Annotated in this window: 1 protein-coding gene; it reads left to right on the top strand. The window is 56.9% G+C overall.

The window, feature by feature from the left end; translation table 11 throughout:
- Positions 1-66: 66 nt before the first annotated feature.
- On the top strand, positions 67-1,261 hold a 1,195-nt coding region (locus ACZ9H4_RS37065; RefSeq protein ID WP_476123245.1), incomplete at its 3' end, for an IS1182 family transposase.

The raw sequence follows: 1,261 nt of genomic DNA, 5'->3' as shown, positions 1-1,261 counted from the left end.
GGCCGAGCCTGTGTGAAAACGCACTCATCGCCTAAACTGAATCAACTCATTGAGACCGGGTGACTCATGAAGCGATTCGTTGAAGGCGATGACCGCAAGCAGGTCGCACTACTTCCCGAATGCGTCGATGACTACATCGGCCAGGACAACCCGGTCAGAATCGTCGACGTGTTCGTAGACGAACTGGATCTCACGACGCTCGGCTTCAACGGCACCACGCCCGCAATCACCGGGCGCCCGTCCTACCACCCTGGCGTGATGCTCAAGATCTATATATATGGGTATCTGAACCGGGTACCCTCAAGCCGGCGTCTTGAGCGCGAATGCGAGCGCAATATCGAGATGATGTGGCTGACGGGGCGTCTGGCGCCGGACTTCAAGACGATCGCCGACTTTCGCCGCGGCAACGGACCGGCCATCCGCAACGTATGCCGTCGTTTCGTCGAACTATGTCGCGGACTGAAGCTGTTATCCAGCGACATGGTGGCCATCGACGGCAGCAAGTTCAAGGCGGTGAACAGCCGCGACAGAAACTATACGGCCGGCAAGATCGACAAGCGTCAGCAACAGATTGAGGAAAGCGTTCAGCGATATCTCGACATGATTGAGACTGCAGACCGTACTAGCCCAACGGGTTTCGACGTGAAGACCGTGCGCCTATACGAGAAGATCGCGATATTGCGCCAGCGGATGCGTGAGCTCGAGCAGATCAAACAGCAGTTGAAGGATGAACCGGACGGACAGCTATCGCTCACTGACCCGGATTCCCGCTCCATGACCAGCGGTGGCAAGAGAACCGGAACGGTCGGCTATAACGTCCAGACAGCAGTTGATACAAAGCATCATCTTATTGTCGAACATGAGGTGACGAATATCGGAGGCGATCATGGTCAACTCAGCAAGATGGCGCTGTCGGCAAAAAACGCGATGGGCAAGCCAAAGCTGAAGGTGCTGGCTGACCGGGGCTACTTCAGTGGTCCGGACATCCGCGCGTGCGAACTGGCAGGGATCACGGCGTATGTCCCAAAACCGCTCACCTCAGCGTCAAGGAAGAAAGGGCTCTTCACCAAACGCGACTTCATTTACGTTGCAAGAAGCGATGAGTATCGATGTCCCGCCGGCGAGCGCGCAATTCTTCGATTCAAGACCGTCGAGAAAGACATGATTCTGCGCGTGTACTGGCCCAGCGCATGCCCGCGTTGCCATCTCAAGGAGCGATGTTCGCCCAGCGACTATCGCCGCATCCGACGATGGGAGCACG

It is taken from the genome of Paraburkholderia sp. TE9906 (assembly GCF_056279605.1).
This window is presented reverse-complemented; position numbering and strand designations above follow the sequence as displayed.